The organism is Lagierella sp. ICN-221743 (genome assembly GCF_037890055.1).
In the GTDB taxonomy this organism is placed as follows: Bacteria; Bacillota; Clostridia; order Tissierellales; family Peptoniphilaceae; genus Mediannikoviicoccus.
In genome coordinates this window covers 13,993-37,161 of sequence record NZ_JBBKBD010000020.1, presented here as the reverse complement: position 1 = coordinate 37,161, position 23,169 = coordinate 13,993, and the positions used below count along the sequence as shown (strand labels likewise).

The following is a 23,169-nucleotide window of genomic DNA, read 5'->3' as shown; positions in this document are numbered from 1 at the left end:
TGGCAAAGCCAATTGAGGTGAAAAATGGCAAATACATTAAAGGGTATTGTTGCGTCAGAGGGAGTCGTATTAGGAAGAGCGTATCTTTTTATTAAGGACAAACTTGAAGTGAACAATAAAAAGATTGACGAAGATAAAATACCTGAGGAAAAAAATAAATTTAAAGATGCATTAGATGAGTACCGTGAATATTTAAGTAATTTAGAAATTGACACCGATGCTCAAAAAAATGTCGTCGAAGCCCACATTGGCATGCTTGACGATCCATATCTAATAGACACTGTCAATGGAAAAATTGATGAAAGTGAAAATGTGGAAAGTGCTTTAGTAAATTCCATTGCAGAAATGGTTGCGACCATTGAAGGTCTTGACGATCCATATTTAAAAGAGCGTGCTGTGGACTATAAGGATATTGGAGAGAGGCTTCTTCATATATTAAAAGGAGTAAAGCCACAAAAGTTATTTCCACTGCCAAAGGATAGCATAATAGTGGCAGAGGAGCTAACGCCAACGGACACTTCGGTAATGGACAGGGACAATGTTATAGGTTTTTGTATGGACCTTGGAGGAAAGACAGCCCACACGTCCATAATTGCGCAGACACTGGGCATACCTGCTCTTGTTGGAATGAAAAATGTTACAAAGGTTGTTAAAGACGGCGACCTAATCATAATTGACGATAACAATGGAGAGCTTTTTGTAAATCCTGACGAAGAGACAGTTGAAGAATATAAAAAGCTTATACAGGAGCAAAAGGAAGAAAAGGAAAGGCTTGAAAAATATAAAAATGAAGATTCAATTACGCCGGATGGGAAAAAGGTGGAAGTTGCAGTTAATATTGGAAACCTTGAAGACCTTGAAGATGGAATTGAAAAGGGCGCAAGTTCTGTTGGACTTTTTAGAACAGAGTTCTTATATATGGGTAATACCCACTTTCCTACGGAAGAGGAACAGTTTAATGTTTATAAAAAGGCTGCAGAACTATTAAATGGAAACACTCTAGTTATAAGGACACTGGATATTGGTGGAGACAAATCCCTTTCATATTTTGAGTTCCCTCAAGAGGACAATCCATTTTTAGGCTGGAGAGCGTTACGAATTTGTTTTGATATGCTTGATGTTTTTGAAACACAGCTTAGGGCAATTCTTAGGGCGTCAAAATATGGTGATATAAAAATTCTTCTTCCAATGGTTATCTCCGTTGATGAAATCATTAAATTTAATGAAATTCTTGAAAAAGTAAAATGTGATTTAAGAGAAAGAAAAGAAGAGTTCAATGAAGAAATTGAAGTTGGTATAATGGTAGAAACTCCGGCTTCGAGTATAATCGCAGACGACTTAATAAAATATGTGGACTTCTTTAGTATTGGAACAAATGACCTAACACAATATGTGTTGGCGGTGGACAGAGGAAACGAAAAAATTTCAAATCTCTATTCAACTTACAACAAGGCAGTTCTTCGAATGATAAAAAGAGTTATCGATATATCACATGAACATGGTAAGTGGACTGGAATGTGTGGAGGCTTTGCAGGAGACCCAAGTGCAACTAAGATGTTACTTGGTATGGGCCTTGATGAGTTTTCTGTGCCTGGACCAAAGGTTGCAAAGATAAAGGATATTATTAGAAACACTTCCTTAAAAGAGGCGGAAGAGTTTGCGAATGAAATATTAAACTTAACCACAACCAAGGAAATTGAAGAAAGAATAAAAAAAGAAAGTTAAAGATAGAGGGCTTGCATGTGCAGGCCTTTTTAATGTAGATAAAATTTTGGTCAAACTAATCTTCGTGCTTATTATTTGAAATAGTTTAATAATATGTTAAGATTAAATTGTATTCCTCATACATAGGGGGTTTAGAAATGATAGAACAAAATTTGATAGAAGTTTTAAAAAATTATAATATAGATGACATAAAAAGCGTTGAAGAAACTGGGCAAAAACAATATGAAATCCTTTTAAACTCTAACGAGAAATTTATCTTAAAAACTTTTTCGGAAAATGAAAAAAATATTATGGATGAAAAGGTTGAAAAGATGAAAAGTTTATTTGAGAATAATAAACTTGCACCAAAGTTTATTTATGGAAAACTTTCAGAAGACGAAAACTTTTTGATGTGGAAAGAGGGAAGTCCATTAAGGGAAAAGAGTTTTGAATTTGGTGAAGAGCTTGGAAAGTTTTTAAAAACATATCATTGTGAGTTTCAAAATAGAGGGGACCAATGGAGAAAAAATTTTGACCACAGAATAGTTTTGCTTTTACACAATTACTATATGTCAAAGCATGAAGGACCTAAGGACTACATCATCTTGGACTATTTAAATGAAAATAAATATTTGATTTCAGATAGAAAGCCAAGCTTGATATTGGGGCTTCAAGATATTTTAAATATTAATCTCGATGATGAAGGAAGGCTTTCAAATATAGATTTGACAGTTGAACAAATGGCTGATCCATATTTTCAGTTTAAGAATTTAAACTTTTTAAAAAGTTCGGATTTGGATTATGTAAATGGTTTGATAAAGGGATATTTTAAAGATTGTTCCACAATTTTATTTTTTAAAACCATGGCTGTGTATACAATTGTTGAATATCTTTATGATGAGTTTGAAGGGCATGAAAGCATAAATCATGAAAGAATAAATGAAAAAATTGATAGAATATTAGAAATATATAACGACTTTTCAGATATACATCCAAATTGGTATAGGAAATAGTGGCAGGGGCGACCCTGCTTTTTTTGTGAAAATAAAAAACAGGAACCATTTGTTCCTGTTCTTTATGGTGGAGATGAGGAGATTCCTCTTAAAGTTTAGATAATGGCTAAATCTCAATAACTGTAATTTTTTATACCAACTTTTTACCAACTTTTACTATTTTTTCATTAAAAATCTATGAATTTTGAAAAATTTTCAATGCTGGATAACTTTATATCTTTTGTTAAATGGGTATAAGTGTCCAGAGTGATATCTATATTTGCATGACCTAATCTTTCTTGTATGGATTTAATATCCATTCCAGAAGCATAAAGTAAACTTGCATGAGTATGTCGCAAATCGTGAACTCTTATGTTTTTATTAATATTAGCCTTAGAAATATATTTATCCAATACTGATGAAGCTCTGCTTGGATTTATATATGTGTTTTTAGTTGAAGGAAAAACAATTGTATCACTACCTGAAATATCTTTATATTTTTTTAACTCTTCAATAGTTTTTTTATCAAGTGTAATAGTTCTTACGGAACTTAGACTTTTAGGTGTCGATATCATTAATTTATAATCTTCACCAATAGCTAGTGTCTTACTAACTTTTATATATCCTGAATTTAAGTCTATATCAGACCAATTCAAAGCTAATGCTTCTGATTTTCTCAATCCTGTAAATATTAGCAATCTAAAATAATTGTACCACATAATATCGTCAATTGAATTTAACAAGTCCTGCACTTCTTTTATCTCTAAAAAGTTAGCGACTTTTGACCGTTCTTTTTTTCTTGATTTTAAAACATTTTCAAAAGGATTGACATTGACGATATTTAAAGTATTGCCATAATCTAATACGGACTTGGCATAATTAAAATATGAACCTCCTGAAACATATTTAGTTGTGATATCTTTATAAAAATTCTGACACATTATAGGAGTAATATTTTTGACCTTATAATCACCAAAAACTGGAAGAATATTTATTTCAAATATTGTCTTGGTCTTTTGAAACGTGGATTCTTTAACTGTATCTTTATAATAATCTATATACATATCATATAGATACTGATAGGTGATATCTCCTTTTATCATATCGACCTTTTTTTGAAATTTATATTTTTCTTCTGCAAAGTGATTTTTTGCTTCAGTTTTAGTTTTAAATCCAGAACGTGTAATAAATTTTTTTTTATTGGAAACAGGGTCTATACCAAGGTATCCCTGAATTTTATAATAAATTTTATTTTTTCCTTTGGTATACTTGTAAATGTTCATACTACCTCCAAACAAATGTTCTTGAATAGGTTAAAAATATTTGACTGTATCAAAGTAAGTAATTAATATATCTTCTTTAATTCCAGTCAATGACGATAATTGTGTAATTGTTTTATTTTCTAACTCAACATCATAATATTTTAAAAGCATATGCACAGCTAAATTATTAGCTTCTATTTCAAACTTATCAGTTATAAGCATCGTGTTTTTTCTTAAAGCTAAAACATTAAAATCATGATCTGCTATAATATGTCCTAATTCGTGTGCTATTGTAAAAATTCGTTCATGCTCACTTAGTTTATTATTAACTCCTATAACATATACTCCATAATTTTCTATAGCGTATCCAAACAAATTTCCAAGATTAGATTCCAGTATTGGAATATCTAATTCTTTACATAAAGTTACTGGACTAGAAGTCTGAAATCTATCCATGTAGTCGTTTAATTTGCCTATAGGAGTATTTATATTAAATGTACTCAAAGTCCTTTAAAACTCTCCTTTTTTCTTCATAGAAGTAACCTTGGCAATCTTAATTGCCTGCCTTAAACTGTCAATTAATAATTCTCTAGTAGTGTCGTCTAAATCAGTTCCTAAAAACTGTAATTCTTTAAAATTGCTTAAGTCTTTTTCAATATCAATAATTTTACTGCCTACATCTTCTTTTTTATTTGTTTTAGGTTTATCACCTACAAGATAATCCATACTCAAATCAAATTTTTTCGAAATTTCATTAAGTAATTCTATTGAAGGTTCACGTTCACCACGTTCATAACATCCAATAGCATTTCCTGAAAGATTAAATAGTTTTCCAAATTCTGATTGACTTAATTTACTGTCTTTCCTTAGCTGTTTTAATTTGTCTTTAAAGTCCATTAAAGCACCAACCTTCAACTAAATAAATGTAATTTTTATTTCCTTTTTTTTCTTTCTTTATAAAATATGTTCTATTTAAAACCCAAGTTAAAGCATCTTTATCTAAATTGGATAATTCTTTTCTCAGTTTAGATTGCTCCATACCTGAATTATTTTTTATAAAACTAATTACCTTTTTAGATGTGTCTTCATATAATTTAATTTTATCTATTTCATCTTTATAGCTTTTTATTTTAATCCTGCCTACTGATTGACCTAAATTTTCAGAGTATAATCCAATTTCATTTAATTTATCAACTACCATTCTTGCATCTTTGAAATAATAAATTCTCATCAAGAAATCAACTGCTTCATCTCGTGCAGGAATATTTGGAGGTATGTCTGTTTCAACTTTTTTCCAGAAATTAACACAATGTATCAAGCATGAAATATTTTCACCATATAAGTCAATTTTGTTATTGATATCATCTATAGAGGGATTAGTTTTATGTATTTTAGATATTTTTTCAATAGTTTCATAATATCCTGAAATTGCACTTTCGTATAATGCCGCTTCTTTTCTTGAAAATTTAACTTTTTTCATCTTTTTTCCTTTCAGTAATTAAAATAGCTGTCTTTAGTGAAGATTGTAGTAGTTTCTTAGTTTCATCATCTAATACCTCTCCATGTAAAACTAAGTTAGGAGTGTGTTCAAGTGTATAATCCAAATCTTTAATAGATTCTGATATGTCTAATTTATCTTCTTTTATATGATTAGGTATATCAGTTCTTCCCATTAAATAATCCAAATCGACCTTAAAAAAGTCTGCCATTTTGATTTTAATTTCATCAGGAGGTATTCTGCAATCTTTTTCAAATTGCGATAAATTAGCCTGAGTTATACCAAGTATTTCGGCAAAATCTTTCTGTGTTAAATTTAATTGTTCTCTTAAAAATTTTATTCTTTCGGATAATTTACTCATTTTCACCAGCTTTAGTTTTAGAAATTATCATTGCCATTTTTAGTGAAGCTTGTAATAATTCTCTGGTCTCATCGTCCATAACATTTCCATGAAGCATTAGAGATGGTGTATTTTCTAAAACAAAATCTACTTCCTCTAAAATATTTGCGAAATCATCTGTCATCTGTTTTGAAGGGGTAGGGTCATTTGTTAAACCCATAAGGTAGTCTAAACTAACGTTAAAATATTTAGCCATAGCAATCTTAATATCATCTGGAGGTGTGTTTTTTCCAGATTCATACATAGAAGCTGTGGAACGAGAAATGTTCATTTTCTTTGCAAATTCTTTTTGATTCAAGTCTTCTTTTTCTCTTAAGAACTTTATTCTTTCAGATAATTTACTCATTTTTACCGGCTTGTGTTTTAGAAATTTGAATTGCCATTGCTAATGATGTTTTTAGAAGTTCTCTTGTTTCTTCATCTAAGACCTTACCTCGAAGTGCTAAATTAGGGACACTTTCCAATACAAAATCAACTTCTTCCAATTTAGTAAGTATATCTACATCATTTTTATTTATAGGCGTAGGGTCTTCAGTTCTACCCATAAGATAATCAAGACTAACATTAAAATAATTTGCCATTGCTATTTTAATATCGTCTGGTGGTGTATTGGTATCTGTTTCATATTGAGATATTGTTGACTTTGATAATTTCAATATCTTAGCTAATTCTGTTTGAGTGACCTCTGCCTTCTCTCTTAAAAATTTAATTCTGTTTCCAATGCTAAACATAAAAACTACCCCTTACAATATTATTTGTTATAATCATACCCTTTAATCAATGAAATAACTAATAAGTTCATGAATAATCATAAAAATACTTTACAAGTTCATGAAATCATGATATCATATAGATAGAAATAAAAGAGAGGTGAAAAATATTGAATAAATTAAAAGCAAAAAGATTATTAAAACAAATGTATCAACAAGACTTAGCTAAAGAATTGGATATTCAAGGGGCAACTATGTGTGAAATAGAAAACGGGAATTTAACTATAAGTAGAGAAATGAAAGAAAAAATATGTGAAATATTAGATATAGATGAAAGCGAAGAAAAAGAAATTTTTTTACCAACTAGGTTCATAGTACATGAACAATAAAGAAAATAAGTTCACGCAGAAAGGAGTAAATATGAAAGATTATATGACAGCAGAAGAAGTACAAGAATATTTTGATATATCAAAAGCAACTTTGTACAACTGGAGAAGCCGAGGATTAATATTTTCAAAAATAGGTGGCAAGATATTTTTTAGCAAAGAAGATTTAAACAACTTTTTAAATGATAGAAAAATGTGTGAATACGGAATTAATTAGGAGAATTAAAAAATGATAGAATTCAAAGAATTTGCAGAAGCAGTAAAAAATGTAACTTATAAGAATATTAGATATGGATCAGATGAAAAATTTTGGATATTTAGGGATTCGGAAGATTTGGAAATAGTAGAAGAATATTTATTACATGATTTTACAGAACTTAGCGATGAAATGTTAATCGGATACATTTTTGGACTTAATCAAATGGTCGAAATTCAAGAAAAGCTTAAAGGAGTTACTAAATGATTAAATTTAAAAACCTAAATAAGGCTTGTAATGAGATTGGTTTTAACTTTGAAATGAGAAACATCTATTTGTGCGTATATGATGAGGTAGGGCATATGCTTATAAAAATATTTCCGTATAACGCTTGGGCAATAGATTTTATGAGCGATTTTAACTTGTGTTTTGAAGACGAAAAGGCAATGTTAATTAAAGCAATTACAAAAGATTATGAAGATTATATTAACGAAGATTAGGAGGTAAAAATGGATTTAAAAGATGCACTTAGAACACTACATCACAGCAGGTGTTTTATTGAAGGAATTTATTCAGGATTTAGAACAATAGTAGAAATTAGAATTTATAACGATGATAACGAAAGTTTTGCACTAGCAGAAATATCACACGAAGCAGTTGATTATTTAGGAGTAGACGTTTTCAATCCTAAAAATTATGAAGAAGCAATTAAAGAGAATAGGGCTTGGAACGAATTAGGAATTTATAAAGAAGATGTTTACAAAGCAGTTGAAACAATAAGTCAGTATTTTAAATGGAATGAAGATACAGAAAGAATAATACAAGAAGATTTAGATGTACAATATAGGATTTTACAAATAAATAACAATTTAAAGAAGTATAGATTTTACGATGATGAATATTCAATACATGGATTAAGTGTCTATGATTATGAATATTATAGATTTTTAGAAGGTAAAATTGCAGAACAAATTGAAGAATTAAATTTAAAAGTTAAGGAGATCGAAAATGGAAAAACAAAAGAAAAAGCAATTTAAAGACACAGAAACAGCAAGAATAATCAGAGAGAGTATTTACTGGTACAGGGCATTCAAAAGAAAAAATAAGTTAGAAATTGAAGGCTGGAAAAAATTAAATTTTATTTTATTTACAGTATCATTAACAATTTTAAGCTATGTTTTGTGGACAAGATTTTTAATTAAGGCTTTCTTGGAGGTTTAATATGGAAAAAAAAGAATGGAAAATAACAAATCTAAACGAAGTTGATTGGGCATTTAAAAAAATAAAAGAAGCTAAAAAAGAACTAGACGAACAGGAACAATATGTTAATCAAGAAATTACAAGATATAAAGAATATTTAGAAAATCAAAGAAAAAATTATGAAGATACAAAAAATTATTTTGAATACAAAATTAAAGAATATGCAGACGAAAGATTAAAAGAAAATCCAAATTACAAGCTAAAAACAGCAGTCGGAAGTGGATATTACAGAAAATCAACTAATTGGACTTATGATGATGAAGAAGCGATTATAAAACAATTAGAAGCAAGTAATAAAGATGAATTTATTAAAGTAAAAAAATCATTAAATAAAAATGAACTTAGAAAGAATTTAACTATATTAGAAGACGGAACAGTAGTAACAGACGACGGTGAAATACTAGAGCACATTAAAGTTTTAGAAAATAAGAATTTTATTACAAGTATTAAATAAAAAAGGTGCCTGCCGAGTAACAAATCGGTCAGGCATCTATGAAAAATTAACCTATATTTATTATAGCATAAGGAGCTTAAAAAATGAACATTTATGAAAAATTAACAGAAATTCAAAATAAATTAAAAGTTGAAAAAACTGAATATAACAAATTCGGAAATTTCACATATAGAAATGCCGAAAGCATATTAGAAGCAGTCAAGCCTTTATTAAAAGAATATAAACTAACTCAAATATGCAGTGCAGAAAGCTTTTTATTAGGTACTGAAAGATACGTAAATACAAAAATTATATTAATTAATGCAGAAGAACCTACAGAGGTTATAGAAATAAATGCACCAACAAGAGAACAAGTAGACCATAAGAAGATGAATGAATGTCAAATTACAGGGTCAGCAATAAGTTATTCAAAAAAATATGCTTTACAAAACCTATATGCACTTGATGATGCAAAACAAGATTCAGCTATAGAAGTAGACTCACTGGATAATAGTTCAAACGGTAAAATCACAAAACAACAATACACAGTATTGAAAAATCTATATTCTACAAAGCAAGAAAAATTTATGAAAACTTTACAAAGTAAAGGAATTACATTTAAAGAAATTCAGAACTTACCAGACTTTTTAGCAGATGAAATTATAAAAGAAGTGCAATAGAAAGAGGTTAAAAATGGTTGGATATTTTTCACATGACTTCAATGCAAGAAACGATGAAAAGATAATAAGACTTCGAATGGAACTTGGTGCAGAAGGCTATGGAATTTATTTTATGCTTCTGGAAAGATTGAGAGAAAATAAAGACTATACCAGTTCAAGAGATTATAAAATTATAGCATTTGATTTAAGAGTTGATGCAGAAAAGATAAAAAAAGTTGTTGAAGATTTTGATTTATTTGTATTAACAGAAGACGGAGAACATTTCTATTCAAATAGTTTTATGGACAGAATGGCAATTAAAGATAAAAAAGAAAAAGCTAAAAGTGAAAATGCGAGAAGAGCTGCACAAGCACGTTGGAATAAACAAAAAGAACAAGAAAAAAATGCGACTGAAGATGATAGCAATAGCGACTGTAATACAAACGCAATGCAGTCGCATAACGATAGCAATTCAGACGAAATGCATTTTGATGCTAAAGAAAAGAAAAGAAAAGAAAGTAAAAGAAAAGAAAGTAAAGAAACAAAAGAAAAAAAGGAAACCTATAATTCTATTATTTTAGATTATACTAGTGACCTTAATTTGCAAAAATCATTACAGGATTATGTCGCCTATAGAAAATCAAATCCTAAAAAGCCTTTTACTATACAAGCATTAAAACTCAATTTAAATAATCTTACTAAAAGTGCAAAAAATGAACGGGAGAAAATCCAGATAGTCAATAATTCTATTGAAAAAGGCTGGTTATCCTTTTATCCACTCAGGGGCAATTCGAATTTTGACAATCGGCTCGGGAGTGAGTGGGATGAAATTGCAGAAAGGGGATTGTGATGTCAAATCTACAAGATATGTTAAAAGAAATTCAAAAAAATATATCAATTAAGCCTGAACCTACAAGCTATAATTGTGAAATTTGCAAAGACAGAGGTTATGTAAAAGCTGGAAAAGACAAGTATGGATTAGATAAATATGTACCGTGTAAATGTAAAATCGAACAGCGATATAAACAAATAATTAAAAATTCAGGATTAGGTGAGAATTTAAAAAATTATACTTTCGATAAATTTGAAGCATATTCAAAAGATTTAAAAATAGCGAAATTAATTTGCGAAGAATTTCCTACAAATCAAGATGCAAAAACATTGTTACTTGTAGGAAAATCAGGAACTGGAAAGTCACATTTAGCAACTGCAACAGCTAAAAAAATATTGGAAGAAAATAAAGAGCCTTTACTATATTACAGGTTTAGAGAGATTATGCAGGAGCTTAAAGGCTTAACGCTTGATACTCAAAACAGAAATAATTATATAGGGAAAATCAAAAATATAAAAAACCTCTATATAGACGATTTATTCAAAAATACGGATTTTAGAAATTCAACAGAAAAGCAATACGTATTTGAGATATTAGATTATAGGTATTCCAGAGGATTAAAAACAATAATCACAAGTGAGTACAGTTTTAATCAACTTTTAAAAATTGATGAAGCGACTGCTGGGCGATTAGGTCAAATGTCAAATGGTTATTTAATCAACTTTGATAATATCGAAAACTACAGAAGTATAAAACTAATTAATCAAGTTGATGCAGTAAGAAAAAGGATTGAGGAACAACATGGACTTTAGTGGAATTATTGAAAATGTATACGAAAATCAAGGAAAAATATACATGGTTACAAGGCTTGATAAAAATCTTTTAACTGAACAAGAAATAGAAGATGCAAAGCAAAAAAGAACTAAAATCAAAGTATTGAAAGACGGACAAGGAAGAACGTTACAGCAAAACGCCTTGATGTGGAAAATCATTTCAGATATAGACGAAGGGATAAATGGGATCCAGACAGAAGACGGTAGGTGGGAAATCTACACAATGGGAATTGAACAACTTGGTGTAGAATACGAAGATTTTTTAATACTTTCACATGCAGTAGATTTTTTTAAGAAGAATTTTAGGCGATGCAGGATTATAGATTACATTGACGATAGAGTTTTATTAAGATGTTTTACTGGAAGCAGTAAATTCAATAAAAAGCAAATGGGAGAATTAATAGACTGGTTTATAAGATTTGCTGCAAGATTAGAAATACCTATATTAGATTATCAAGATGAATGGGAGGTATTGTTTGGACAAAAAGTTAGTTAAAGCCTTAAAAGATAGGTCTCAAGGATTATGTGAAATATGTGGAAGACCTGCGACACAAATTCATCATATATTTGGTGGAAATGGTCGAAGAAGAAAAACGGAAAGACTGGAATTAATTATAGATTTATGTACTGATTGTCACTTAGGGAATGAAGGAGTACATCAAAACAGAGAATTAGACCTTAAACTAAAAAAACAGGCACAGAAAAATTTAGAAAGACAAGGATATACGATAGACGAAGTTAGAGAAATTGTAGGTGGAAAATATTATGTTTAAGTCAAATAAGTATTATTTCAAGAAAAATAGAGACGGGAGCATAACATTTAAAAGTCAAGAATATTTAAATGGCTATATTAAGAAACAGGTATATCGAGAAGCAGAAAAGGTCAAGGCAAAAGCAACTGCAGAGGTTTATAAAGACGTTTCAAAGCAAATGGAAATTATTGCAAGGGACGGATTAAAAAGAGAGTTTGGATTTGGCAAGGTTAGACAAGACAGGTTTATAGATTATTACAATCAACAAATAGAATTAATCAACGACGGTTATGTAACTTTTGAAGATATAGACAATTTAAACAAAGGAAATATTGATGTATAGAAATAAATATAATGCAAGAAAGACAATAATTGACGGAATAAAATTTGATAGCAAAAAAGAAGCTTATAGATATAGAGAATTAAAACTGTTATTAAAAGCAGGAGAAATTAAAGACTTAGAATTACAACCTAAATTTACACTACAGGACAGTTTTAAACATCAGGGAAAAACACAAAGAAAAATAACGTATATAGCAGACTTTAAATATTATGATAATTTAAAAAAATGCTGGATTGTTGAGGATACAAAAGGATTTAAAACAGATGTATACAATATCAAGAAAAAAATGTTCTTAAAAAAATATGGTGATGAATATAATTTTATAGAAAATTAAGGTAGTAGTCGTAAAAAAATTATATTTCACATAAAAAAATCCTCGCTTGTAAATTATTTTTTACTAAAACCGTTATACACAGTGCAGGCGAGGTTGGAGGTGATAATTCGATATATGGAAGATATCGAAAAAGAATTAAAAAAGAGAATTGACAAATTAGTGAAGAAGTTGGTTAATCCTAAAAGTGAATTTCAAAAAGCGATAATTTTATACACGATTGAAATTTACGAAGAATTGTTGGAAATAGTTTTAGATGCTAAAAAATAGGAGGAAAAATGTTTAGAGAAAAAATACCACTAGAAAAATCATTGGGATACGTGGATATATTAACTATAGCCTTTGATGACAAAGCTAAAACGATATTTATATTCGAAGATGAAGAAGAAAAAACATTTCAATTTATCTTAGATACAGCAAAAGAAATGGGTTACAAAAAAGGTGTAATTACCATTATAGCCGAGCAGCCTTTAAAAGGATTTGTTTATAGGTATGGAAATGAAGCAGGGGCAAATGATTATATTAGGCTAATTGGAACAACTTGTGGTTATGCATAAAAAAAGAAAGGGATAAAACATGAGAATTGATGAATTAAAATAAGAAGTACAAAACTTAGGAAGATTATATAACGTTAATTTAAGAATTAAAGAAGAACTAAGTTATATTTTTATAGACAAATGCAAAAATGAAACATGTAATACGGTAGCCATGTTAGGAATTAAACAAATGCACACTATAAACACAGATATGTTCTACTTTTTTAATCTACCACATGGGTTAAAAGATGATTTATTAAACCTATTTGTAAAATTTGTAAGAACACCCTTAGAACTTAGAACGGAAGAAAAGAAATATCAATATAGGTTAAAAGAAAAAAAATATGTGGATTACAGATTCTGCACCAGTTCCATTAGATATTGAGAATTGCTATTTAAACTTGGTTACAGACGAAGAAGATGGCGATTTTATACGATTAGAAAATAACTTGCAATGTAAAGATTATGTATGTGAATTTACAGACAAGGAAATACAAGAAGTAGCTAAAAAACATGATGTAGATTTAAACATGTTTGACAAGATAGAGGTAGAAGATGACTAAAAACACAGACGATAAAAAAGCATATATCTATGAAAGTCACTTGGGTGGACTTTATGTATCAGATAAAGAAATACCAGATGACGACTTATATTATGAAACATGTGGAGATTATGACAAATTAATATTTACAATGGAAGATATATATGCTTTACAAAGACTACTGAACTATTTATTTACAGGATATTACACCTTAGATTGCATGTTTGAACTGATAGAGGATTTAAAGAAATACTATGATGACGAAGAATATATAGAACTCTCAAAAGAAATATTCTTAGACAAAATAATTCAATATGCAAGTGAATTGAAATACTATGATAAGACTTTTAAACTTGATGTAACAGCGACTTTTGAAGATATTAAAACAAAAGAAATAACTAGAGAAGTAAACAAAGAAATAGTTATTAAAGCTTTAGACGTAGACTTAGCAATGAAAGAAGCAAGAACAAAAATAATTATTGATAACTTTGATTTAAATGAATATTTTATGAAAATTAAATACAACAATATAGAGGTGTTAGATGAATAAGGAAGAATTTACAGATATTGTTTTAAAAAAGGTAGATGAAAAAAGTAAAGATATAGTAATGAATTTTGCACGATTTAAAGAAACGGAAGACCCTAACTATTTAAGATTATGTACTGAAGCAATTGGTTTCAATGACGGGGTTGAATGGATATTAGAGCAATTACAAGAGGTAGTTGATATATGATTGAAACTATTTTTTGTGTAACAATTACAGTATTTCTTATAAGTATTTATATAGTGGCGTTCATTGGACTAATAATAGACCTTAAAGATGATTTGAGAGAAAAAGTATATAAAAAAGATAATTTGAATGATAGTGTTTTAGATATTATTAAGTATGCTAAAGAGTTAGAAAAATATATACCTAAAGAAAATTTAAGTAAAGAAGATGAAGAATATATAAGGGTTTTGCAAGAAGCTATTAAGGACCAATTATATTTTATGGACAAACTATTTAAAAGGGGGTTTTAATATGGAAAACGAAATAAATTTAGAAAATTTAATAGGTCGTCAATGTATAGGTGCGATAGACTATGCAAGTACACAGGATTTTAATTTAGTTGGTTTACTTTTCAGAGATAAAGTTATAGAAAATAAAGAAGATACAGAGTGTAATTGTTGTAATGAATGTGAAGATTGCACTTGTAAAGATGAAATAAAACAACCTAAACACTATAAGCTAGACGGACTAAATATAGAGAGTATAGATGTAGTTAAGGCTGTTCTTGGTAAAGACGGATTTAAGAGTTTTTGCATAGGTAATTGTCTTAAATACTTAATACGTGCAGAAAAAAAGAACGGATTGGAAGATTATAAAAAGTGTAGGGTTTATTTGGATTGGATTTTAGAGGGGTAAAAGCGTGGAAACTATTATAGAGTGTATAGTTTATATACTTATATTGATGTTGTTTAGCTGGGTTATAGATAAATATCCAGGGTGCCTTTTATTAATATTAATATTAATAATGTTCGTATTATTAAAAAGGGTAGTAGCGATATATATGTAAAATAGGAGGATATTGGAGGATTAAAATGGCAGAAAAATTAAAAGTAGTGAGATTAGAAGATGCAATAGAAGTAGCTAGAAACTTACTAAGTGATTATGAATATGGATATAGCATAGACGACTTAGTGGTAGAAGCAGAAGATTTTATGAAATCATGTAGCTTTGAAATAGAAAAGGACTAGTGATGAAAGAATTTATAAAATATATAGCTTATGTAGTTGTGATGATGTTAGCTTATTGGGTTGTTAATAAATTGGGGAATTTGATTTTTTAGGGGTAGTAAAGGTGACTAATAAAATCCCATTTCATGTAGGAAGTTATATAAAAGATGTTATCAAAGAAGTTGGAATAACTAACGCTGATTTTGCTAAAAGAGCGGGAGTAGATGTAGAAGTTATAGACAAGTTAGTTAATGAAGAAATACCAGTAAATAAAGACTTAGCTTTAAAACTAGAACGTGTAACAAAGGTAGATTATAAAACATGGTTGAACCTACAAAAGACTTATGAGGAAAGGATAAAGAGATGAAAATAACTTATAAACAATTTATTGAAGCAGTAGAAAATTGTTTAGACGGTGATTATTACATTGACAAAAATTCAAAAGAAGTAAAAATTATTGAGGAAGTAATTGGATTAAATTTTGAAAACATTACAAATCACGAGTTAAATTTTTACCTAAGTGGATTAAAACAGATGCACGATATTGAAAACGAAAGTTATTTATACTTTGACGATGACGAGGAGGATTAAAACATGGTTGAAAAAAGATTATCGCTTGATGATGAGAAGATGGAAGCAGAATATGATTTAACATTAACTGGAAAAGATATTGTGTATTTAGTGTTTAGTGTTAGTTGTCAACAAGTAAAATTAGAAGACAACGAAGTACGAACAAAAAGATATTGTGAAGAATTAATGCAGAAATTAATAAAAACATACAACGAGGAGAAATAACTAATGATTGACTTTGAAGATTTGATTAGTAGAAAAAGAATAAAATTTGAACTTGGAGAGTCAACTATGCCAAAAAAATATAGAAATTTTTGTGTAAAAGTAATAGATGATGAAAAACTAACTCCTAGAGTATGTATATCTAGTCCGAGTGAAGATTTAAGAGACTGGATTATAAGTTGTTGGGATATTACAGTTAGAGACAATATCGGGTTTGCAACACAAACTATGATTGTTGACGAAAAAAAAGACATTAAATATGACCTAGTTGATAGGGAAGAGTTTATAGAATTTATTTCCGAAAGAATAAAAGAAGGAGTATTAAACATTATAGACACTTATAACGGAGGACTTTAAAAATGATTAAAGAAAAACTACTAAACAATATTCTTATATGCAAAGACTTTCTTAATGATATTGAAAAAGAAGTTGAAAAGATTGGTAAAACCGAAAAAGACTATATCATTTATTACAATTGCAATAAGGACAAAATAAACAGATGTAGGATTGTAATTTCAGAAAAGTTGCTAGAAGTTGAAAAAACAATTAAAGAGCATAAACAGGAGGACTAAAAATGAAGTTAATATTGGATTTTAGATATCAATGTGAAATGGAAGTTACAAAAGAAGAGTTTGACAATATGAAAGATAATTTAAAAAAGGATAGGTTTATACCAGATTTAAACAAAGAGATAAATTGGATGCTTTTGATAGATGACGGAAGAAGCGAATGGGGCGAAGTTGTAGACTTTGATTATGAAATTGAGGAGGACTAAAAAATGGAACTAAAAGAATTACAAGAAAAAGTTTTAGCGTGGGCAGACGAGAAAGATTTACTATATGAAAAAAATGCAGATAAGCAATTTATGAAGTTTATAGAAGAGGTGTTTGAGTTCAAGACGGAATTTGATTTTTTCAAGTTATTTTATAATCGAGAATTTAAAGAACATCAAATATGTCTTGACCTTGAACGAAAACTTAAACTGGAAATGGGCGATATATTTGTTACTTTAATTATCCTATGCAAACAATTAGATATTGACCCTATGAGTTGTTTAGAGAGTGCTTATAACAAAATCAAAGATAGAAAAGGAAAGACTGTTAACGGACAATTTATAAAAGAAAGTGATTTAAGGAGGAAATAATGAGGATATTTAGTTTACGAGATGAAAAATTTGAAGAAATGCAAACAAGTCTAGACGCATCAATTATCCATGTTGCTAAAAAAATAGCTGCTGGAGAATTTGAGCAAGGCGATATAACCCTTAAGTTGAAAATAGGAACTATGTATGAGCAAAAAGAAGAAACAGCTTATAAAATGCCAGCTTTTAACTACAAGATAGTTACTAACTTACAAAAGAAATCAAGCTTAGACGGTGGAGATGCATACAAGGATATGGAGTTCAAACTTGATGATAATGTGGTTGTTTTGGAAAAAGTAAAAAGCAATCAAATTGATATGTTTGATGAGGAGGAAGAATAATGAATTCAGTAAATTTAATTGGAAGATTAACAAAAGATCCTGAAACAAGACATACACAAAGTGGAATGGCAGTATGCAGGTTTACCTTAGCTGTAGATAGAGGGTTATCAAAAGACAAAAAAGCAGATGCAGAAAGCAAAGGGCAACCTACAGCAGACTTCATTCCAATCATAGCATTTGGAAAAACTGCAGAACTAATTACAAATTATATTGCAAAAGGACAGCAATTAGGAGTAACTGGAAGAATACAAACAAGTTCATATGATAATCAAGACGGTAATAGAATATTTAGAACTGATGTAATTGCTGATAGAATACATTTTATAGCAAATGCAGGAAATAATAAAAAGCAAAACAATTCAAATTACAATCAAAGAAATCAAAATACTAGTCAAGATTTTCCAGAAGAAGACTTTGGATTAGGTGGAGATGCCTTTCCTTTAGAAAATGATGATGTTCCGTTCTAGGAGTGATTATATGGATATAAGGCAGGAATTAAAAGATTTATACTTTAAAAGGAAATTAATTAATTCATACACAAGGCAGTTAAAAGATATTGAAGAAATAGGTACAACTTTACCACCAGTATATAGTAGTGATGATAGAGTACAAACAAGCAGAAAAACAGGTTCAAAGATAGAAGATTATGTAGTGGCAAAAATGGAACTTGAAGATAAAATCAAAGCACAAAAAGCTGATACTGTACAATCTATGAATTTAATAAAAGACTTACTCAAGAGTTTAAATATAAAAGAAAAATTGATTATTGAGTTAAGGTATATGGAAGGCTTGGAGTGGTATCAAATATGCGACGAAACGGGATATTCAAGTCAACATTCGTTTGCAATCCATAAAAATGCCTTAAATCTTATAGAAAAAAACTACAAAAACGTATATCAGAGTTGATAATACCTTGAAATGTGGTATAATAGTATTGTGTAGTGGTATGAGATTTTAAAGAATTTCATCGAATTGGGATACGTTTACGTGTCCCTTTTTTATTTCGGGAGGGAAGCATGGAAGAAGTAAATATTAAATATTTGGATATTGAGGAATTAAAACCTTATGAAAATAATCCACGATTTAATGATGAAGCAGTTGAAATGGTAAAAAATTCAATTAAAGAATTTGGATTTAAAGTACCAATTATTATAGATAAAGATAATGTTATTATTGCAGGTCACACAAGATTAAAGGCAGCTAAAGAATTAGGATTATCAAAGATACCTACAATAAAAGCAGACGATTTATCCGACGAACAGGTAAAAGCTTTCAGGATTGTAGATAATAAAGTATCTGAATTAGCAGAGTGGAATTTTGAATTATTAGAATCTGAATTGTTTGAATTAGAAGAAATAAATTTCGACATGGAAAAATTTGGATTTGAAGATATTGAAGTTAAATCCTATGAAGTACAAGAAGACGAAGATTTCGATATTAATCCTCCGGAAGAGCCGAGAACTAAATTCGGCGATATATATAAATTAGGAAGACATTTTTTAATGTGTGGGGACAGCACAAAAGAGGAAGATGTATTAAGACTAACAAATGGAGATCTTATGGACATATTAATAACTGACCCACCATATAATGTTGATTATGAAGGCAAAACCGAAGATGCTTTAAAAATACAAAACGACAAAATGGAAGATGATGATTTTAGGGAGTTTCTTAAAAATGCCTTTTATGCTGCAGACACGGTATTGAAATCGGGGGGGGGGTGTTCTACATCTGGCACGCAGACTCGGAAGGATACGCTTTTAGAGGGGCTTGTAACGATGTGGGATGGCAAATAAGACAGTGTTTAATATGGAATAAAAACTCAATGGTTATGGGAAGACAAGATTATCATTGGAAGCATGAACCGTGTTTATACGGTTGGAAAGATGGAGCAGCACATTTGTGGGCGAGCGATAGAAGACAAACTACGATATTAGATTTTGATAGACCAAACAGAAATGCAGAGCATCCTACAATGAAACCTGTTAAATTACTTGACTACCAGATACAAAACAACACAAATCCAGGAGATAAGGTACTCGACCTATTTGGAGGAAGTGGAACAACATTAATAGCTTGTGAACAAAATGATAGGGAAAGTTATTTAATGGAACTAGACCCTAAATATTGTGATGTCATTATAAATAGGTGGGAGAATTTAACTGGAGGAACAGCAAAGAAAATTGGATAATATTAATTTATTTATAAAAGAGTTAAAAAACTACAAAAATATTATACCTAAAAATCATATAAAAACATTAAGAGGTCAAGCTATTAATGGAGATTTAAAAGGTGCAGAGAAAGGATTAATAAAGCTAATAACAAGATATAAAGATAGTTAGGGGGAAAGGAGGTATGCTTACAGACAGACAAGAGATATATGTGCAAGAATTATTAAATGGAAAATCTCAAAGGCAAGCATACAGAATTGCATACCCTAAAAGCAAAAAATGGAAAGATTCGACTATAGATAGCAGAGCAAGCAAGTTGTTTAAAGACGACAAGGTTTTTACAAGGTATAGTGAATTAAAAAAACAAGAAGATATAAAACACACAGAAAAAAGATTATGGAAAAGAGAAGATGCAGAAAAAGGTTTAATTTGGATAATTCAAGAAGCACAAAAAGATATTCAAAAAAAAGGATTTAGGCAGGCGAACAGCTCTGCCTTTATTAATGCAATAAAAGAATTAAAAGAATTAAATGGTCTTGGAGATTTAAACGAAGCTAAAATCAAAAACGATAATGCAAGAACTGAAAAGATATATGCTGAAATTGAAAAGATAAAAGGCATAAGCGAAGAAATAGAAGACTTATCAGAGATAGACAGTTTCATTTATGGTGATGATTAAATGGAGATATCAAAAAAAAGGACAATTAAATATCTATTTAATGAAAAACATAGAAACTATATAAGAAATTGCAATCTACACGAATACAATATTGCAGAAGGAAGTATAAGGTCGGGCAAAACTGTAGACCATATTTATGATTTTGCTTATCAAATAAAAAAATCAAGAGACAAGTTATTCTTAGTAACTGCACCTACAGTTGCACAAGCAAAGTTAGTTGTAGGCGACAGTAACGGCTATGGGCTAGAACATATATTTAGAGGTCAATCAAGATTAGGAAAGTATAGACAAAATGAAGCCTTAATTATAAAAGGTGTTGATACAGGCTATAAAGAAAAAATTGTTATATTTGCTGGTGGAGCAAAGTCTGATAGTTTTAAGTCAATTCGTGGTAACTCATACGGTATGTGGTTAGCGACTGAAATTAATCTACATCATGAAAATACAATCAAGGAAGCATTTAACAGAACAGCTGCTGCAAAAGACAGAAAGATATATTGGGATTTAAACCCTGATAATCCTAAACATTTTATCTATGAAAAACATATAGACAAGTACATAGAGTTAGGGAAGCAGGGAGTATTAAGTGTAAATTATGGTCACTTTACAATTAATGATAATCCAACAATTTCAGAAGATAGATTAAACACAATTAAAGCACAGTATGATAAAAATACCGTTTGGTACAAAAGAGATATTGACGGATTAAGAGTTACTGCAGACGGTTTAATTTATCCTTTAATTGCAAATAACAAAGATAAATATAGATTAAATAAAATTCCAATGTTAAATGAAATTAATATTGGAGTTGACTTTGGAGGTAATGAGTCTAAACATTCTTTTACAGCTACAGGAGTGTTTGACGGATATAAGCAATTAATAATCCTTGCATCTGAAACACACAAACCCGATACACCAAAAACATTAAACGAACAGTTTTATAAATTCGTTATAAAAGTATTAAGACAATACGGATTTATTACAACTATATATGCAGACTCTGCAGAACAGGTTTTATTAAAAGGACTTACTCAAACATTGATATCAAATGATATAAATATCAAAGTTAAAAACAGTTTAAAAAGACCTATTATAGACAGAATAAGAATAGTAAATAGCTTACTAGCAAGTCAAAGAATTTACTTTACTGATGAAGCAAGAACAACTGTTGATGCACTACAAGAAGCTGTATGGGATTCTAAAAAAATAAACTCAACTGAAAGACTTGATGATGGAACTACTGATATAGATAGCCTTGATAGTTTTGAATATAGTTTTGAAAAGCATATAAGAAAATTAACTATGATTTAAGGAGTAAAGATGTTAGAACAAGAAATTAAAGAAAGGTTAGGAGCAAGTAAGCAATCAACTATAGATAATAACTATAAGATATGGTTACAAGCTTATCATGGTGAGCCTTACTGGTTAGATGAATTGCCTATAGAAGATAAGCAGAGTTTAGGATTGTGTTACACGATACCTTCAGAACTTGCAAGATTAACAACAATTGAATTAAAAACTAACGTTGATAATGAAGAATTAGAAAATGTATATCAAAGAATTATAAAAGATATACGAAAAATTGTAGAATATGGTTTAGCACTTGGTGGTGTTATATTAAAGCCTTACATTCAAAATGGAAAAATGGAAATTGATATATCAACGCCTGATATGTATGTAATCCTTGGTTATCAACAATTTGGAAATATCAATCATATAGCTTTCTTAGATAGAGTTGTAAAAACAAATAAGGATAAAGAAATATTTTACACAAGATTAGAAGAACACATTATTAATGGCGATGAGTACACAATTAATAATAGTGCTTACCGTTCTGAAAATCCAAACACACTTGGCGATTTGATTAATTTAAATAGTGTTGAAGAATGGTCACAGATTGAACCTACAGAAACATTCGAAAGGTCACAGCCTTTATTTGCATACTTTAAAAATCCTCAAGCTAATAACTTAGATTTAAGAAGCAATGAAGGAATATCGTGTTTTGCAAGAGCCTTATCACTTATACAAGATGCAGACGAACAGTATCAAAGAATTAGGTGGGAAATGCAAGGTTCAGAATTAGCAATTCACGCTGATGTGACCTATATAAATGCAAAAGGAGAAATGCCAAAAGGTAAACAACGTCTATATAGGGATTTAGGACTAGAATCAAAAGGCGACGATTTTTATGAAGTCTTTTCTCCACAAATTAGAGATATAAGTTTATATAATGATTTAAATAAAATACTTAGGAATATAGAAACTGTTTGTGGTTTAGCATTTGGAACGTTATCTGAGTCACCTGAAACTGCAAAAACAGCGACTGAAATATTGATGAGTAGACAAAGAAGCTATGCAACTGTTACTGATATACAAAACGAACTTGAAACAACATTAAAAGAATTAATTGAAATAATTAAATTCTGGTATGAAAATATCTTCAACATCAAGATAGGAGATTATGAAGTTAGTTTTGACTTTGATGATAGCTTGATAGTTGATAGCAAAACAGAGCAAGAAATCATGCTTGCAGAAGTATCGGCTGGAATAATATCGAAAGAATATTATTTAGAACAAAGATACGGATTAGTAGATGACAATATTACACCCAAAAGCGATAGAACAACTTCACCTTACGACAATATAGAAAATGAGTAGT

General features: G+C 29.5%; 48 protein-coding genes. 41 read left to right on the top strand and 7 right to left on the bottom strand.

The window, feature by feature from the left end:
* The first annotated feature begins 24 nt into the window (after window positions 1–24).
* Window positions 25–1,725: a phosphoenolpyruvate--protein phosphotransferase gene (gene ptsP, locus WKS98_RS08595; protein ID WP_498918555.1), complete on the top strand. Its 1,701-nt coding sequence runs from the start codon at window positions 25–27 to the stop codon at window positions 1,723–1,725.
* Between the two features lie 137 nt (window positions 1,726–1,862).
* A complete protein-coding gene (locus WKS98_RS08590) occupies window positions 1,863–2,717 on the top strand; it encodes a hypothetical protein (protein ID WP_498918553.1) in 855 nt (284 codons plus the stop codon).
* A 167-nt stretch (window positions 2,718–2,884) separates the two neighbouring features.
* On the opposite strand, the gene WKS98_RS08585 is transcribed toward WKS98_RS08590, so the two are convergent.
* From WKS98_RS08585 to WKS98_RS08555, 7 genes are read right to left on the bottom strand one after another with little or no spacing between them, the layout of a single operon-like run.
* The gene (locus WKS98_RS08585; RefSeq protein ID WP_498918551.1) at window positions 2,885–3,979 is read right to left on the bottom strand and encodes a tyrosine-type recombinase/integrase; all 1,095 of its coding nucleotides are present in this window, start codon (window positions 3,977–3,979) and stop codon (window positions 2,885–2,887) included.
* Between the two features lie 30 nt (window positions 3,980–4,009).
* Entirely contained in the window at window positions 4,010–4,462 is a 453-nt protein-coding gene (locus WKS98_RS08580; RefSeq protein ID WP_498918549.1) for an ImmA/IrrE family metallo-endopeptidase, read from the bottom strand.
* A gap of 6 nt (window positions 4,463–4,468) precedes the next feature.
* A complete protein-coding gene (locus WKS98_RS08575; protein WP_498918547.1) occupies window positions 4,469–4,855 on the bottom strand; it encodes a helix-turn-helix domain-containing protein in 387 nt (128 codons plus the stop codon).
* Entirely contained in the window at window positions 4,845–5,438 is a 594-nt protein-coding gene (locus WKS98_RS08570; RefSeq protein ID WP_498918545.1) for a hypothetical protein, read from the bottom strand. Before WKS98_RS08570 ends, WKS98_RS08575 begins: the two co-directional genes overlap by 11 nt.
* The gene (locus tag WKS98_RS08565; RefSeq protein WP_498918543.1) at window positions 5,425–5,817 is read right to left on the bottom strand and encodes a helix-turn-helix domain-containing protein; all 393 of its coding nucleotides are present in this window, start codon (window positions 5,815–5,817) and stop codon (window positions 5,425–5,427) included. The genes WKS98_RS08570 and WKS98_RS08565 overlap by 14 nt, the downstream gene beginning before the upstream one ends.
* Window positions 5,810–6,202 carry a helix-turn-helix domain-containing protein gene (locus WKS98_RS08560; protein WP_498918541.1) on the bottom strand — a complete coding sequence of 131 codons (393 nt, stop codon included), beginning with the start codon at window positions 6,200–6,202 and terminating at the stop codon, window positions 5,810–5,812. The genes WKS98_RS08565 and WKS98_RS08560 overlap by 8 nt, the downstream gene beginning before the upstream one ends.
* Window positions 6,195–6,587, bottom strand: coding sequence for a helix-turn-helix domain-containing protein (locus WKS98_RS08555; RefSeq protein ID WP_498918539.1), 393 nt, complete (start codon window positions 6,585–6,587; stop codon window positions 6,195–6,197). The genes WKS98_RS08560 and WKS98_RS08555 overlap by 8 nt, the downstream gene beginning before the upstream one ends.
* 149 nt (window positions 6,588–6,736) lie before the next feature.
* Between WKS98_RS08555 and WKS98_RS08550 the strand changes: the two genes are divergently transcribed.
* The 39 genes from WKS98_RS08550 to WKS98_RS08360 all read left to right on the top strand — a co-directional run bounded on the left by WKS98_RS08550 (window position 6,737) and on the right by WKS98_RS08360 (window position 23,168).
* Window positions 6,737–6,955 carry a helix-turn-helix transcriptional regulator gene (locus WKS98_RS08550; protein WP_498918538.1) on the top strand — a complete coding sequence of 73 codons (219 nt, stop codon included), beginning with the start codon at window positions 6,737–6,739 and terminating at the stop codon, window positions 6,953–6,955.
* 31 nt (window positions 6,956–6,986) lie between these two features.
* Window positions 6,987–7,169 carry a helix-turn-helix domain-containing protein gene (locus tag WKS98_RS08545; protein ID WP_498918536.1) on the top strand — a complete coding sequence of 61 codons (183 nt, stop codon included), beginning with the start codon at window positions 6,987–6,989 and terminating at the stop codon, window positions 7,167–7,169.
* A 12-nt stretch (window positions 7,170–7,181) separates the two neighbouring features.
* On the top strand, window positions 7,182–7,415 hold the full coding sequence (locus WKS98_RS08540; protein WP_498918535.1) for a hypothetical protein: 234 nt from the start codon (window positions 7,182–7,184) through the stop codon (window positions 7,413–7,415).
* Complete coding sequence (locus WKS98_RS08535) at window positions 7,412–7,648, top strand: hypothetical protein (RefSeq protein WP_498918533.1); 237 nt, start codon at window positions 7,412–7,414, stop codon at window positions 7,646–7,648. Before WKS98_RS08540 ends, WKS98_RS08535 begins: the two co-directional genes overlap by 4 nt.
* Window positions 7,649–7,657: 9 nt before the next feature.
* Window positions 7,658–8,185, top strand: coding sequence for a hypothetical protein (locus WKS98_RS08530; protein WP_498918531.1), 528 nt, complete (start codon window positions 7,658–7,660; stop codon window positions 8,183–8,185).
* Window positions 8,157–8,369, top strand: a complete 213-nt coding sequence (locus WKS98_RS08525; protein WP_498918529.1) for a hypothetical protein — start codon at window positions 8,157–8,159, stop codon at window positions 8,367–8,369. Before WKS98_RS08530 ends, WKS98_RS08525 begins: the two co-directional genes overlap by 29 nt.
* A gap of 1 nt (window position 8,370) precedes the next feature.
* Window positions 8,371–8,862: a host-nuclease inhibitor Gam family protein gene (locus WKS98_RS08520; RefSeq protein ID WP_498918527.1), complete on the top strand. Its 492-nt coding sequence runs from the start codon at window positions 8,371–8,373 to the stop codon at window positions 8,860–8,862.
* Window positions 8,863–8,945: 83 nt separating this feature from the next.
* The gene (locus tag WKS98_RS08515; RefSeq protein WP_498918525.1) at window positions 8,946–9,521 is read left to right on the top strand and encodes an ERF family protein; all 576 of its coding nucleotides are present in this window, start codon (window positions 8,946–8,948) and stop codon (window positions 9,519–9,521) included.
* Window positions 9,522–9,534: 13 nt separating this feature from the next.
* Window positions 9,535–10,350, top strand: coding sequence for a DUF4373 domain-containing protein (locus tag WKS98_RS08510; protein ID WP_498918523.1), 816 nt, complete (start codon window positions 9,535–9,537; stop codon window positions 10,348–10,350).
* On the top strand, window positions 10,350–11,144 hold the full coding sequence (locus tag WKS98_RS08505; RefSeq protein ID WP_498918521.1) for an ATP-binding protein: 795 nt from the start codon (window positions 10,350–10,352) through the stop codon (window positions 11,142–11,144). Before WKS98_RS08510 ends, WKS98_RS08505 begins: the two co-directional genes overlap by 1 nt.
* Window positions 11,134–11,661, top strand: a complete 528-nt coding sequence (locus tag WKS98_RS08500; RefSeq protein ID WP_498918519.1) for a hypothetical protein — start codon at window positions 11,134–11,136, stop codon at window positions 11,659–11,661. Before WKS98_RS08505 ends, WKS98_RS08500 begins: the two co-directional genes overlap by 11 nt.
* Window positions 11,642–11,938 carry a hypothetical protein gene (locus WKS98_RS08495; RefSeq protein ID WP_498918517.1) on the top strand — a complete coding sequence of 99 codons (297 nt, stop codon included), beginning with the start codon at window positions 11,642–11,644 and terminating at the stop codon, window positions 11,936–11,938. Before WKS98_RS08500 ends, WKS98_RS08495 begins: the two co-directional genes overlap by 20 nt.
* The gene (locus WKS98_RS08490) at window positions 11,931–12,260 is read left to right on the top strand and encodes a hypothetical protein (protein WP_498918516.1); all 330 of its coding nucleotides are present in this window, start codon (window positions 11,931–11,933) and stop codon (window positions 12,258–12,260) included. The genes WKS98_RS08495 and WKS98_RS08490 overlap by 8 nt, the downstream gene beginning before the upstream one ends.
* Window positions 12,253–12,594 carry a DUF1064 domain-containing protein gene (locus WKS98_RS08485; RefSeq protein WP_498918514.1) on the top strand — a complete coding sequence of 114 codons (342 nt, stop codon included), beginning with the start codon at window positions 12,253–12,255 and terminating at the stop codon, window positions 12,592–12,594. The genes WKS98_RS08490 and WKS98_RS08485 overlap by 8 nt, the downstream gene beginning before the upstream one ends.
* 114 nt (window positions 12,595–12,708) lie before the next feature.
* Window positions 12,709–12,861, top strand: a complete 153-nt coding sequence (locus tag WKS98_RS08480) for a hypothetical protein (protein WP_498918512.1) — start codon at window positions 12,709–12,711, stop codon at window positions 12,859–12,861.
* A gap of 8 nt (window positions 12,862–12,869) precedes the next feature.
* Window positions 12,870–13,148, top strand: coding sequence for a hypothetical protein (locus WKS98_RS08475; RefSeq protein ID WP_498918510.1), 279 nt, complete (start codon window positions 12,870–12,872; stop codon window positions 13,146–13,148).
* A gap of 151 nt (window positions 13,149–13,299) precedes the next feature.
* Entirely contained in the window at window positions 13,300–13,512 is a 213-nt protein-coding gene (locus tag WKS98_RS08470; RefSeq protein WP_498918508.1) for a hypothetical protein, read from the top strand.
* On the top strand, window positions 13,472–13,690 hold the full coding sequence (locus tag WKS98_RS08465) for a hypothetical protein (RefSeq protein ID WP_498918507.1): 219 nt from the start codon (window positions 13,472–13,474) through the stop codon (window positions 13,688–13,690). Before WKS98_RS08470 ends, WKS98_RS08465 begins: the two co-directional genes overlap by 41 nt.
* A complete protein-coding gene (locus WKS98_RS08460) occupies window positions 13,683–14,219 on the top strand; it encodes a hypothetical protein (protein WP_498918505.1) in 537 nt (178 codons plus the stop codon). Before WKS98_RS08465 ends, WKS98_RS08460 begins: the two co-directional genes overlap by 8 nt.
* Complete coding sequence (locus tag WKS98_RS08455; protein ID WP_498918504.1) at window positions 14,212–14,403, top strand: hypothetical protein; 192 nt, start codon at window positions 14,212–14,214, stop codon at window positions 14,401–14,403. Before WKS98_RS08460 ends, WKS98_RS08455 begins: the two co-directional genes overlap by 8 nt.
* Complete coding sequence (locus tag WKS98_RS08450) at window positions 14,400–14,690, top strand: hypothetical protein (RefSeq protein ID WP_498918503.1); 291 nt, start codon at window positions 14,400–14,402, stop codon at window positions 14,688–14,690. Before WKS98_RS08455 ends, WKS98_RS08450 begins: the two co-directional genes overlap by 4 nt.
* A 1-nt stretch (window position 14,691) precedes the next feature.
* Window positions 14,692–15,075, top strand: coding sequence for a DUF3310 domain-containing protein (locus WKS98_RS08445; protein WP_498918501.1), 384 nt, complete (start codon window positions 14,692–14,694; stop codon window positions 15,073–15,075).
* 176 nt (window positions 15,076–15,251) lie between these two features.
* A complete protein-coding gene (locus WKS98_RS08440) occupies window positions 15,252–15,407 on the top strand; it encodes a hypothetical protein (protein WP_498918499.1) in 156 nt (51 codons plus the stop codon).
* Between the two features lie 103 nt (window positions 15,408–15,510).
* Window positions 15,511–15,753: a HigA family addiction module antitoxin gene (locus tag WKS98_RS08435; protein WP_498918497.1), complete on the top strand. Its 243-nt coding sequence runs from the start codon at window positions 15,511–15,513 to the stop codon at window positions 15,751–15,753.
* On the top strand, window positions 15,750–15,977 hold the full coding sequence (locus tag WKS98_RS08430; RefSeq protein ID WP_498918495.1) for a hypothetical protein: 228 nt from the start codon (window positions 15,750–15,752) through the stop codon (window positions 15,975–15,977). The genes WKS98_RS08435 and WKS98_RS08430 overlap by 4 nt, the downstream gene beginning before the upstream one ends.
* 3 nt (window positions 15,978–15,980) lie before the next feature.
* A complete protein-coding gene (locus tag WKS98_RS08425) occupies window positions 15,981–16,181 on the top strand; it encodes a hypothetical protein (protein ID WP_498918493.1) in 201 nt (66 codons plus the stop codon).
* 3 nt (window positions 16,182–16,184) lie between these two features.
* Complete coding sequence (locus tag WKS98_RS08420; protein WP_498918491.1) at window positions 16,185–16,535, top strand: hypothetical protein; 351 nt, start codon at window positions 16,185–16,187, stop codon at window positions 16,533–16,535.
* A 2-nt stretch (window positions 16,536–16,537) separates the two neighbouring features.
* On the top strand, window positions 16,538–16,750 hold the full coding sequence (locus tag WKS98_RS08415; protein WP_498918489.1) for a hypothetical protein: 213 nt from the start codon (window positions 16,538–16,540) through the stop codon (window positions 16,748–16,750).
* Between the two features lie 2 nt (window positions 16,751–16,752).
* Window positions 16,753–16,953: a hypothetical protein gene (locus tag WKS98_RS08410; RefSeq protein WP_498918488.1), complete on the top strand. Its 201-nt coding sequence runs from the start codon at window positions 16,753–16,755 to the stop codon at window positions 16,951–16,953.
* Window positions 16,954–16,956: 3 nt separating this feature from the next.
* Entirely contained in the window at window positions 16,957–17,322 is a 366-nt protein-coding gene (locus WKS98_RS08405) for a MazG-like family protein (RefSeq protein ID WP_498918487.1), read from the top strand.
* Window positions 17,322–17,660, top strand: coding sequence for a hypothetical protein (locus WKS98_RS08400; RefSeq protein ID WP_498918485.1), 339 nt, complete (start codon window positions 17,322–17,324; stop codon window positions 17,658–17,660). Before WKS98_RS08405 ends, WKS98_RS08400 begins: the two co-directional genes overlap by 1 nt.
* Window positions 17,660–18,127: a single-stranded DNA-binding protein gene (locus tag WKS98_RS08395; RefSeq protein WP_498918482.1), complete on the top strand. Its 468-nt coding sequence runs from the start codon at window positions 17,660–17,662 to the stop codon at window positions 18,125–18,127. Before WKS98_RS08400 ends, WKS98_RS08395 begins: the two co-directional genes overlap by 1 nt.
* A gap of 10 nt (window positions 18,128–18,137) precedes the next feature.
* Window positions 18,138–18,566 carry a hypothetical protein gene (locus WKS98_RS08390; protein ID WP_498918480.1) on the top strand — a complete coding sequence of 143 codons (429 nt, stop codon included), beginning with the start codon at window positions 18,138–18,140 and terminating at the stop codon, window positions 18,564–18,566.
* A 110-nt stretch (window positions 18,567–18,676) separates the two neighbouring features.
* Window positions 18,677–19,456, top strand: a complete 780-nt coding sequence (locus tag WKS98_RS08385) for a ParB N-terminal domain-containing protein (RefSeq protein ID WP_498918479.1) — start codon at window positions 18,677–18,679, stop codon at window positions 19,454–19,456.
* Window positions 19,381–19,851 carry a DNA-methyltransferase gene (locus WKS98_RS08380; protein WP_498918477.1) on the top strand — a complete coding sequence of 157 codons (471 nt, stop codon included), beginning with the start codon at window positions 19,381–19,383 and terminating at the stop codon, window positions 19,849–19,851. The genes WKS98_RS08385 and WKS98_RS08380 overlap by 76 nt, the downstream gene beginning before the upstream one ends.
* Complete coding sequence (locus tag WKS98_RS08375; RefSeq protein WP_498918475.1) at window positions 19,844–20,002, top strand: hypothetical protein; 159 nt, start codon at window positions 19,844–19,846, stop codon at window positions 20,000–20,002. The genes WKS98_RS08380 and WKS98_RS08375 overlap by 8 nt, the downstream gene beginning before the upstream one ends.
* A gap of 13 nt (window positions 20,003–20,015) precedes the next feature.
* Window positions 20,016–20,510 carry a hypothetical protein gene (locus WKS98_RS08370; RefSeq protein ID WP_498918474.1) on the top strand — a complete coding sequence of 165 codons (495 nt, stop codon included), beginning with the start codon at window positions 20,016–20,018 and terminating at the stop codon, window positions 20,508–20,510.
* Entirely contained in the window at window positions 20,511–21,821 is a 1,311-nt protein-coding gene (locus tag WKS98_RS08365; protein WP_498918472.1) for a phage terminase large subunit, read from the top strand.
* A 9-nt stretch (window positions 21,822–21,830) separates the two neighbouring features.
* Window positions 21,831–23,168: a phage portal protein gene (locus tag WKS98_RS08360; protein ID WP_498918470.1), complete on the top strand. Its 1,338-nt coding sequence runs from the start codon at window positions 21,831–21,833 to the stop codon at window positions 23,166–23,168.
* Window position 23,169 lies beyond the last annotated feature (1 nt).

Bases quoted from the DNA above. Each gene is read 5' to 3' on its own strand.
- ptsP (WP_498918555.1), top strand. From the start codon at position 25: ATGGCAAATACATTAAAGGGTATTGTTGCGTCAGAGGGAGTCGTATTA.
- WKS98_RS08590 (WP_498918553.1), top strand. From the start codon at position 1,863: ATGATAGAACAAAATTTGATAGAAGTTTTAAAAAATTATAATATAGAT.
- WKS98_RS08585 (WP_498918551.1), bottom strand. From the start codon at position 3,979: ATGAACATTTACAAGTATACCAAAGGAAAAAATAAAATTTATTATAAA.
- WKS98_RS08575 (WP_498918547.1), bottom strand. From the start codon at position 4,855: ATGGACTTTAAAGACAAATTAAAACAGCTAAGGAAAGACAGTAAATTA.
- WKS98_RS08570 (WP_498918545.1), bottom strand. From the start codon at position 5,438: ATGAAAAAAGTTAAATTTTCAAGAAAAGAAGCGGCATTATACGAAAGT.
- WKS98_RS08565 (WP_498918543.1), bottom strand. From the start codon at position 5,817: ATGAGTAAATTATCCGAAAGAATAAAATTTTTAAGAGAACAATTAAAT.
- WKS98_RS08560 (WP_498918541.1), bottom strand. From the start codon at position 6,202: ATGAGTAAATTATCTGAAAGAATAAAGTTCTTAAGAGAAAAAGAAGAC.
- WKS98_RS08555 (WP_498918539.1), bottom strand. From the start codon at position 6,587: ATGTTTAGCATTGGAAACAGAATTAAATTTTTAAGAGAGAAGGCAGAG.
- WKS98_RS08545 (WP_498918536.1), top strand. From the start codon at position 6,987: ATGAAAGATTATATGACAGCAGAAGAAGTACAAGAATATTTTGATATA.
- WKS98_RS08540 (WP_498918535.1), top strand. From the start codon at position 7,182: ATGATAGAATTCAAAGAATTTGCAGAAGCAGTAAAAAATGTAACTTAT.
- WKS98_RS08535 (WP_498918533.1), top strand. From the start codon at position 7,412: ATGATTAAATTTAAAAACCTAAATAAGGCTTGTAATGAGATTGGTTTT.
- WKS98_RS08530 (WP_498918531.1), top strand. From the start codon at position 7,658: ATGGATTTAAAAGATGCACTTAGAACACTACATCACAGCAGGTGTTTT.
- WKS98_RS08525 (WP_498918529.1), top strand. From the start codon at position 8,157: ATGGAAAAACAAAAGAAAAAGCAATTTAAAGACACAGAAACAGCAAGA.
- WKS98_RS08520 (WP_498918527.1), top strand. From the start codon at position 8,371: ATGGAAAAAAAAGAATGGAAAATAACAAATCTAAACGAAGTTGATTGG.
- WKS98_RS08515 (WP_498918525.1), top strand. From the start codon at position 8,946: ATGAACATTTATGAAAAATTAACAGAAATTCAAAATAAATTAAAAGTT.
- WKS98_RS08510 (WP_498918523.1), top strand. From the start codon at position 9,535: ATGGTTGGATATTTTTCACATGACTTCAATGCAAGAAACGATGAAAAG.
- WKS98_RS08505 (WP_498918521.1), top strand. From the start codon at position 10,350: ATGTCAAATCTACAAGATATGTTAAAAGAAATTCAAAAAAATATATCA.
- WKS98_RS08500 (WP_498918519.1), top strand. From the start codon at position 11,134: ATGGACTTTAGTGGAATTATTGAAAATGTATACGAAAATCAAGGAAAA.
- WKS98_RS08490 (WP_498918516.1), top strand. From the start codon at position 11,931: ATGTTTAAGTCAAATAAGTATTATTTCAAGAAAAATAGAGACGGGAGC.
- WKS98_RS08485 (WP_498918514.1), top strand. From the start codon at position 12,253: ATGTATAGAAATAAATATAATGCAAGAAAGACAATAATTGACGGAATA.
- WKS98_RS08480 (WP_498918512.1), top strand. From the start codon at position 12,709: ATGGAAGATATCGAAAAAGAATTAAAAAAGAGAATTGACAAATTAGTG.
- WKS98_RS08475 (WP_498918510.1), top strand. From the start codon at position 12,870: ATGTTTAGAGAAAAAATACCACTAGAAAAATCATTGGGATACGTGGAT.
- WKS98_RS08470 (WP_498918508.1), top strand. From the start codon at position 13,300: ATGTTAGGAATTAAACAAATGCACACTATAAACACAGATATGTTCTAC.
- WKS98_RS08465 (WP_498918507.1), top strand. From the start codon at position 13,472: ATGTGGATTACAGATTCTGCACCAGTTCCATTAGATATTGAGAATTGC.
- WKS98_RS08460 (WP_498918505.1), top strand. From the start codon at position 13,683: ATGACTAAAAACACAGACGATAAAAAAGCATATATCTATGAAAGTCAC.
- WKS98_RS08455 (WP_498918504.1), top strand. From the start codon at position 14,212: ATGAATAAGGAAGAATTTACAGATATTGTTTTAAAAAAGGTAGATGAA.
- WKS98_RS08450 (WP_498918503.1), top strand. From the start codon at position 14,400: ATGATTGAAACTATTTTTTGTGTAACAATTACAGTATTTCTTATAAGT.
- WKS98_RS08445 (WP_498918501.1), top strand. From the start codon at position 14,692: ATGGAAAACGAAATAAATTTAGAAAATTTAATAGGTCGTCAATGTATA.
- WKS98_RS08440 (WP_498918499.1), top strand. From the start codon at position 15,252: ATGGCAGAAAAATTAAAAGTAGTGAGATTAGAAGATGCAATAGAAGTA.
- WKS98_RS08430 (WP_498918495.1), top strand. From the start codon at position 15,750: ATGAAAATAACTTATAAACAATTTATTGAAGCAGTAGAAAATTGTTTA.
- WKS98_RS08425 (WP_498918493.1), top strand. From the start codon at position 15,981: ATGGTTGAAAAAAGATTATCGCTTGATGATGAGAAGATGGAAGCAGAA.
- WKS98_RS08420 (WP_498918491.1), top strand. From the start codon at position 16,185: ATGATTGACTTTGAAGATTTGATTAGTAGAAAAAGAATAAAATTTGAA.
- WKS98_RS08415 (WP_498918489.1), top strand. From the start codon at position 16,538: ATGATTAAAGAAAAACTACTAAACAATATTCTTATATGCAAAGACTTT.
- WKS98_RS08410 (WP_498918488.1), top strand. From the start codon at position 16,753: ATGAAGTTAATATTGGATTTTAGATATCAATGTGAAATGGAAGTTACA.
- WKS98_RS08405 (WP_498918487.1), top strand. From the start codon at position 16,957: ATGGAACTAAAAGAATTACAAGAAAAAGTTTTAGCGTGGGCAGACGAG.
- WKS98_RS08400 (WP_498918485.1), top strand. From the start codon at position 17,322: ATGAGGATATTTAGTTTACGAGATGAAAAATTTGAAGAAATGCAAACA.
- WKS98_RS08395 (WP_498918482.1), top strand. From the start codon at position 17,660: ATGAATTCAGTAAATTTAATTGGAAGATTAACAAAAGATCCTGAAACA.
- WKS98_RS08390 (WP_498918480.1), top strand. From the start codon at position 18,138: ATGGATATAAGGCAGGAATTAAAAGATTTATACTTTAAAAGGAAATTA.
- WKS98_RS08385 (WP_498918479.1), top strand. From the start codon at position 18,677: ATGGAAGAAGTAAATATTAAATATTTGGATATTGAGGAATTAAAACCT.
- WKS98_RS08370 (WP_498918474.1), top strand. From the start codon at position 20,016: ATGCTTACAGACAGACAAGAGATATATGTGCAAGAATTATTAAATGGA.
- WKS98_RS08365 (WP_498918472.1), top strand. From the start codon at position 20,511: ATGGAGATATCAAAAAAAAGGACAATTAAATATCTATTTAATGAAAAA.
- WKS98_RS08360 (WP_498918470.1), top strand. From the start codon at position 21,831: ATGTTAGAACAAGAAATTAAAGAAAGGTTAGGAGCAAGTAAGCAATCA.